The 600-nt window shown below is 76.8% G+C and carries 1 protein-coding gene; it reads left to right on the forward strand.

The window, feature by feature from the left end:
- On the forward strand, nucleotides 1–600 hold a 600-nt coding region (locus tag CCN56_RS40840; protein ID WP_179200174.1), incomplete at both ends, for a protein kinase.

Below are 600 nucleotides of genomic sequence, written 5' to 3' on the forward strand. Positions count from 1 at the left end.
CCTCGGCCCCGGCGGCGCCCACCCCGCCCTCCTCACCGACTTCGGCGTCGCCAAGCTGATCGACACCCCCGGCCGCACCAAGGCCACCCGGATCATCGGCACCCCCGACTACCTCGCCCCCGAGATCGTCGAGGGCCTCCCGCCGCGCGCCGCCGTCGACATCTACGCCCTCGCGACCGTCCTGTACGAGCTGCTCGCCGGCTTCACCCCGTTCGGCGGCGGCCACCCCGGCGCCGTCCTGCGCCGCCACGTCACCGAGACCGTCGTCCCGCTGCCCGGCATCCCCGAGGAGCTGTGGCAGCTGATCGTCCAGTGCCTCGCCAAGGCCCCCGCCTCCCGGCTGCGCGCCTCCGAGCTCGCCGCCCGCCTGAAGGACGTCCTGCCGCTGCTCAAGGGCATCCCGCCGCTGGACGTCGACGAGCCCGGCGCGGAGCCGGCCCCGGAGCCGTACGAGGAGGACGCGTACGCCACCGGTACGGGCACGGGCGAGTCCGCGCCGCGCCGCGCCGCCGTCCCGCTCGTCCCCGGCGCCTCCGCCGACTCCAACCGCGACACCCACACCTCCATGCGGGTCCCGGCCCCCGACGAGCTCTCCGGCGG

It is taken from the genome of Streptomyces sp. NRRL B-24572 (assembly GCF_002156145.1).
Lineage (GTDB): Bacteria > Actinomycetota > Actinomycetes > Streptomycetales > Streptomycetaceae > Streptomyces > Streptomyces vietnamensis.